The organism is Kitasatospora sp. NPDC058046, from assembly GCF_042885595.1.
In the GTDB taxonomy this organism is placed as follows: Bacteria; Actinomycetota; Actinomycetes; order Streptomycetales; family Streptomycetaceae; genus Kitasatospora.
In genome coordinates this window covers 52,059-58,173 of the sequence record NZ_JBHVRS010000043.1, presented here as the reverse complement: position 1 = coordinate 58,173, position 6,115 = coordinate 52,059, and the positions used below count along the sequence as shown (strand labels likewise).

Here is a 6,115-nt window from a genome sequence, read left to right as displayed (position 1 = left end):
GTACTGCAGGGGGGACCCTGTGGGAGAGTAGGACGCCGCCGAACAATTCTTCAGAAGAACCCCCATCCGGGTCCCGGATGGGGGTTCTTCGCGTTGTCGGGGTGTTGGTCGAATGATCATGCGGCGTTCGCTGGAGGACCGTGTACATGACGGTTCGTGGGCCCCTATGGTCGAGCCTTCTCGTCCGACCATGCACTCACGACGCGAAGGACACCACGTGGCCTCCATCGACCGGCGCCGTTTCCTCCAACTGGGCGGCGCCTCCGCGGCCGCCGCCGGCCTCGCCGCCTTTCCGCCCGCGGTTGCCAAGGCCATGGCGCTGCCCGCGATCGGCAGGACCCGTTCGATCGAGGACGTCGAGCACGTCGTCATCCTGATGCAGGAGAACCGTTCCTTCGACCACTACTTCGGCACCCTGCGCGGCGTCCGCGGGTTCGACGACCCCCGGCCCACGCTGCTGCCGAACGGCCGGCCGAACTGGCACCAGCCCGCCGCCGCCGTGAAGACCGGCCGCTACCACGACCGCGGCCTGCCGGCCTCCGAGCAGGAGGTGCTGCCCTGGTACATCGACCCCCGGAACACCACCGAGTACCAGGCCGGTACCGACCACGGCTGGAGCAGCGGCCACCTCGCCTGGAACGAGGGGCGCCACGACCAGTGGGTGAACCAGAAGCAGGACGTCATGACGATGGGCCACCTCAAGCGCCAGGACCTGCCGTACCACTTCGCGCTGGCCGAGGCCTTCACCGTCTGCGACGCGTACTTCTGCTCCGTCCACGCCGACACCGCCCCCAACCGGATCTACCTCTGGACCGGCACCAGCGACCCGCGCAACGCGTACGGCCGCCGGCCCAACGGGCCCGGCCTGTGGGAGCGCAACGACACCAACGGCTACACCTGGACGACGTACCCCGAGCGCCTGGAGTCGGCCGGGGTCAGCTGGAAGCTCTACCAGGGCGGTTCGGGCGAGCCGGGCACGCCGACGGACAACTACACCGACAACTCGCTGATGTTCTTCGAGCGGTACCAGGTGGCCGAGGGCGCGTCGGGCCCGCTGGTGGAGAAGGGTGCCACCGACCACACGCTCAAGGAGTTCCGGGCCGACGTCGAGCAGGGCCGGCTGCCGCAGGTCTCCTGGATCGTCCCGCCGTACAAGTACAGCGAGCACCCCTCCGCGACGCCCACCGACGGCGCGTACTACATCAACCTCGTGCTGGACGCGCTCACCGCGAACCCCGAGGTCTGGGGGCGGACCGTCTTCCTCATCAACTACGACGAGAACGACGGCCTGTTCGACCACGTCGTCCCGCCGATGCCGCCGGTCGCCAGCCGTCCGGGCGGCCCGGGCATGGTCTCCGCCGACCTGGAGGCGAGCCTCGGCGACGAGCTGCTGGACCTCTCGAAGTACCCGGGCGAGATGAGCCCGCTGGTCCCCGGCGCCGACCCGGGCGGACTCCAGCCGATCGGCCTCGGGCCGCGGGTGCCGCTGATGGTCATCTCCCCGTGGTCGCGCGGTGGTTGGGTCTGCTCGGAGACCTTCGACCACACCTCGGTGCTGCGGTTCCTGGAGGCCCGGTTCGGCATCGAGGAGCCCAACATCAGCGCCTGGCGCCGGTCGGTCTGCGGCGACCTCACCTCGGCGCTCGACTTCCGGGGCACCGACGCGCGGCGCGTCCGGATCCCGGTGCCCGCGCCGATCGCCTCGCAGGGCAAGCCCTACCAGGTGCCGCTGCCGCAGCGGATGCCCACCCAGGAACCGGGCACCCGGCCCGCCCGCGCCCTCCCGTACGACCTGCGGGTCAACGAGGAGGAGACGGACACCGCCGGGCAGTTCCGGCTCGAACTGGAGAACCGGGGCTCGGTCGGCGCGTGGCTCTACGTCTACGACCGGACGGCGCCGACGGCCGCCCCGCGCCGCTACACCGTCTCGGCCGGCGACACCTTCGCGGACTTCTGGCCGCTGACCGGAGCCGGCGACTACCACCTGGCCGCCCACGGCCCGAACGGCTCGGTGCAGGAGTTCGAGGGCACGGCCCGGGCCGGGCTGGTGGCGCGCTTCGACCCGTCGAAGAACCAGGTGCGCGTCACGGTCGCCAACCACGGGCCGGTGGCCCGGACGGTCACCGCCGAGAACGCCTACGCGAAGGGCTCGAAGCAGAGCCGCTCCCTCCGCCCCGGCGCCTCGGCCCGGTTCACCTTCGACCTGCCCGCCGACCCCCGCTGGTACGACGTCACGGTCACGGCCGCGGACGGTCCGGCCTTCCGCCGCCGCTGGGCCGGACACCTGGAGAACGGCCGCCCCGGCACCAGCGACCCCGGCCCGCGCTGACCGGACGGGCCTCCGTGGACGGAACCGGCCCGCGCTGACGGGCCCTCGTCGACCGCTCCGGTCGACGAGGGCCCGGGCGGTCAGCCGCCCCGGCGGGGCAGCCAGGTCCGTCGGCGCGGGCTGGCCACCGTGCCGACGGGCGGCGAGTGGAGGGCGGCCACGGCGCTGCGGATCAGGATGCGCACCCCCTCGGCCGCCGTCTCCGCCGACATCGACGCGCTCGTGTCCCGGCCGGACACCTGGCTCGGCAGGTACGGCAGACGCGCGAACCCTCCGCGCAGCTCCGGGCGTTCGGTGGCGATCAGGTGCGCCAGCCCGTAGAAGACGTGGTTGCAGAGGTGGGTGCCGGCGGTGTGCGAGACGGTGGCCGGGATCCCGGCCAGCTGGACCGCCGCCACGCAGGCCTTGACCGGCAGCGAGGAGAAGTAGGCGGCCGGGCCCTCCGGCACGACCGGCTGGTCGACCGGCTGGTTGCCCTTCCGGTCGGGAGCGCGGACGGCGTCGTCGAGGTTGACCGCCACCCGCTCGACCGTGAGGTCCGGGCGGTTGCCGCCCTGGCCGGTGGCGATGACCAGGTCCGGCTCGAACCGGGCCACCGCCCGGCGCAGTTCGGCGATCGAGTCGCCGTACACCCAGGGCAGCCCGGCGAACTCCAGGGCCACTCCGGCCGGCGGACCGGCGGCGACCAGCCGGCCCGCCTCCAGGGACGAACTCAGGGGATCGCGGCCGAACGGTTCGAAGGCGGTCAGCAGGACGCGGATGATGGCGGACCTCCCAGCGTACGGGAACGTACGGAACCGATTTGTGCCTTCGAGCGTAGGGCCGTCCCGAATGTCCCGGCAAGCCCCGCAGGTCGGGGTCGGGCACCGTTGGACACCGGGACTTCACCCGGCGTCAGGTCCGGTGCAGCGCGCCGTCCGCACGGAGCGAGTCGAGGGTGGGGTAGCCGTCGACGGCCATCAGGAGGTCGGCCTCGGCGAGCAGCGAGCGCAGCACGTGGACGATGCCGTCGGTGCCCTCCAGCGCCAGGCCGTAGGCGTACGGGCGGCCCACGCCGACGGCGGTGGCGCCGAGGGCGAGCGCCTTGACGACGTCGGTGCCCGAGCGGACACCCGAGTCGAAGAGGACGGGCAGTCCGTCGGCGGCCGCGACCACGTCGGGGAGCACGTCGAGGGCGGCCAGGCCGCCGTTGGCCTGGCGGCCGCCGTGGTTGGAGCAGTAGACGCCGTCGACGCCGCCGTCCCTGGCGCGGCGGACGTCCTCGGGGTGGCAGATGCCCTTGAGGAGGATCGGCAGGTCGGTGAGCGAGCGCAGCCAGGGCAGGTCGTCCCAGGTCAGCGGGTTGCCGAAGACGCCGGCCCACTCCAGGACGGCCGCCCGCAGGTCCTCCTCCGGCGTCTTGGCGAGGCGGGCGCGGAACACCGGGTCGGAGGTGTAGTTGGCCAGGCAGTGGCCGCGCAGCTGCGGGAAGTTGGCGGTGGCCAGGTCGCGCGGGCGCCAGCCGGTGACCCAGGTGTCCAGGGTGACGACGATGCCCCGGTAGCCCGCGGCCTCCGCCCGGTGGACCAGGCTCTCCGCCAGTGCCCGGTCGGTGGGGGTGTAGAGCTGGAAGAAGCCGGGGGTGTCGCCGAACTCGGCGGCCACCTGCTCCAGCGGATCGACCGTCAGGGTGGAGGCGACCATCGGGACGCCGGTCCGGGCGGCGGCCCGGGCGGTGGCCAGGTCCCCGTGCCCGTCCTGCGCGCACAGGCCGATCACCCCGATCGGCGCCATGAACAGCGGGGTCGGCAGCCGCAGGCCGAACAGCTCCACCGACAGGTCCCGCGTGCTCGCGCCGACCATCATCCGCGGCACCAGGCCCCACCGCCCGAAGGCGGCCACGTTCGCGCGCTGGGTGGACTCGTCGCCCGCGCCGCCCGCGACATAGGAGAGCACCGACGGCGGCAGCGCCGCGCCCGCCCGCGCCTCCAGCTCGGCGAAGGCCATCGGCATCGTCGGCAGGACGCCGCCGAGCCCGCGCAGGTAGATCTCGGTCTGGTAGTCGCCGAACCGCCCCTGGAACGCCGGGTCACTCTGCTGGTCGACCATCCGCCGGCCGTCCTTCCGTCCGCACCCGCCCGGGACCGTCCCGGCCGGCGCCGCCCGCCCACCCCACAGGACGGGCGGGCGGGTCGACGGCACCCCGGCATTCTCGCCACGAACCGTGCCGACGGCCAGGGTCGGGGCGCGGGTGTTCAGGGTGTCGGCTCGGGACGCACCCGGTGGCCGTACCGCCACACGGTGGCCGCGGCGAGCAGGGCGACCGCCCCGCCGAGCAGCATGACCGTGGCGGGGGAGGAGTGGTCCACCACCAGCCCGCCGGTCAGCGCGCCGATCGAGAAGCCGGCCTGGAACGCCGAGGTGAAGACCACCCCGGCACCCTCCGGGGCGTGCGGGGCCGCGGCGAGGAACCAGCTGAGCGAACAGACCGGGACGGCGCCGTACGCCAGGCCCCAGAGGGCCAGCAGGACGGCGGCGCCCGGACCGCCGGTGCCCAGCAGCGGCAGCAGCAGGGCCGCGGCGGCGAGCAGGACGGCCGCCGTGCCGAACACCGGACGCAGTGCCCCGGCCGCCCGGCCGCCGGCCAGGACGTTGCCGAGCAGTCCGGCGGCGCCGTAGCCCAGCAGCAGGGCGGTGACCAGGCCGGGGCCGGCGTGGGTGGTGCCGGTGAGGAACGGGGTGACGTAGGTGTAGCTGCCGAAGTGGGCCGGCACGATCAGGAAGGTCACCGCGATCCCGGTCCGGGTGCCCCGGCCGGCCAGCAGTCCGCGCAGCACGCCCAGCCCGGTGGCGGTCAGCGGGGGCAGCGGCGGCAGCGACCGCAGGAGGGCGGCCAGCGCGAGCACGGTCAGCGCCGCCATCGCCAGGAAGGCCGCCCGCCAGCCGGCCACGGAGCCGAGGAACACCCCCGCCGGCACGCCGAGCACCGAGCCGAGCGGGACGGCCGAGAAGATCAGCGTGTTGGCCCGGGCCTGCCGGTGCTCCGGGACGAGGCGAGGGGCGAGCCCGGAACCGATCGACCAGAACGCCCCGATGACCAGACCGAGGGCGACCCGGGCGGCCAGCACCGCCCAGTAGGCGGGGGCCAGGGCGCTGAGCAGGTCCGCCAGGGTCAGGACCAGCAGCAGCGCGCAGAGCATCGTCCGCCGGTCCGCACGCCTGGTCGCGACGGTCACCACGGGGGCGGCCACCGCGGCGACGAGGCCCGGCAGGGTCATCATCAGCCCGGCCGTGCCGTCGGAGATCCGGAAGGTGGCGCCGATCGGGGTCAGCAGGCCGATCGGGAGGATCTCGGTGGTGACGATGGAGAAGACGCCGGTCGTCACGGCGAGGACGGCGAGGGTGCCGCCGCCGTTGCGGGGGCGGGACTTCGGGGTGGGCGGCTTCGGGGTGGGCTGGGTCGAGCTGAGGGTGGTGCCGGTCGGCATGCCGGAGGTCCCGTCGGTGGGTGGTGGGTGTGTCACCCGAAGTCCACCAATCCGACCGGGGGTTGGGCTGGCGTGAATCCGACGTCAACGCTTCCGCGCGGGGCCGGCGGTCCGGCGTCGCCCTGCGGTTCGGCGTGGCCCGGCGTGGCCCGGCGTGGTCCGGCGTCCGGTCGCGGGACTTCCCCGGGAGGGGCCGGGCCGCCGGTGCGGGGGGGGGGGGGGGGGGCGGGGGGGGGGGGGGGGGGGGGCGGGCGGGGTGGTGACGCGGTTGGGGTACTACGTGGGCGTGGTGGCCAGGCGGCGGGGGGAGGCGCGGGGC

Annotated in this window: 4 protein-coding genes; 1 reads left to right on the top strand and 3 read right to left on the bottom strand. The window is 74.4% G+C overall.

Annotated elements, in window-relative coordinates; genetic code table 11:
• The first annotated feature begins 217 nt into the window (after window positions 1-217).
• Entirely contained in the window at window positions 218-2,329 is a 2,112-nt protein-coding gene (locus ACFVU7_RS43705) for a phosphocholine-specific phospholipase C (RefSeq protein ID WP_388052190.1), read from the top strand.
• Between the two features lie 80 nt (window positions 2,330-2,409).
• On the opposite strand, the gene pcp is transcribed toward ACFVU7_RS43705, so the two are convergent.
• From pcp to ACFVU7_RS43690, 3 genes are all read right to left on the bottom strand, one after another.
• The gene (gene pcp, locus ACFVU7_RS43700) at window positions 2,410-3,093 is read right to left on the bottom strand and encodes a pyroglutamyl-peptidase I (protein WP_388052192.1); all 684 of its coding nucleotides are present in this window, start codon (window positions 3,091-3,093) and stop codon (window positions 2,410-2,412) included.
• 130 nt (window positions 3,094-3,223) lie between these two features.
• Window positions 3,224-4,417: an alpha-hydroxy-acid oxidizing protein gene (locus ACFVU7_RS43695; protein WP_388052187.1), complete on the bottom strand. Its 1,194-nt coding sequence runs from the start codon at window positions 4,415-4,417 to the stop codon at window positions 3,224-3,226.
• Window positions 4,418-4,563: 146 nt separating this feature from the next.
• A complete protein-coding gene (locus ACFVU7_RS43690) occupies window positions 4,564-5,796 on the bottom strand; it encodes an MFS transporter (RefSeq protein ID WP_388052184.1) in 1,233 nt (410 codons plus the stop codon).
• Window positions 5,797-6,115: the final 319 nt, after the last annotated feature.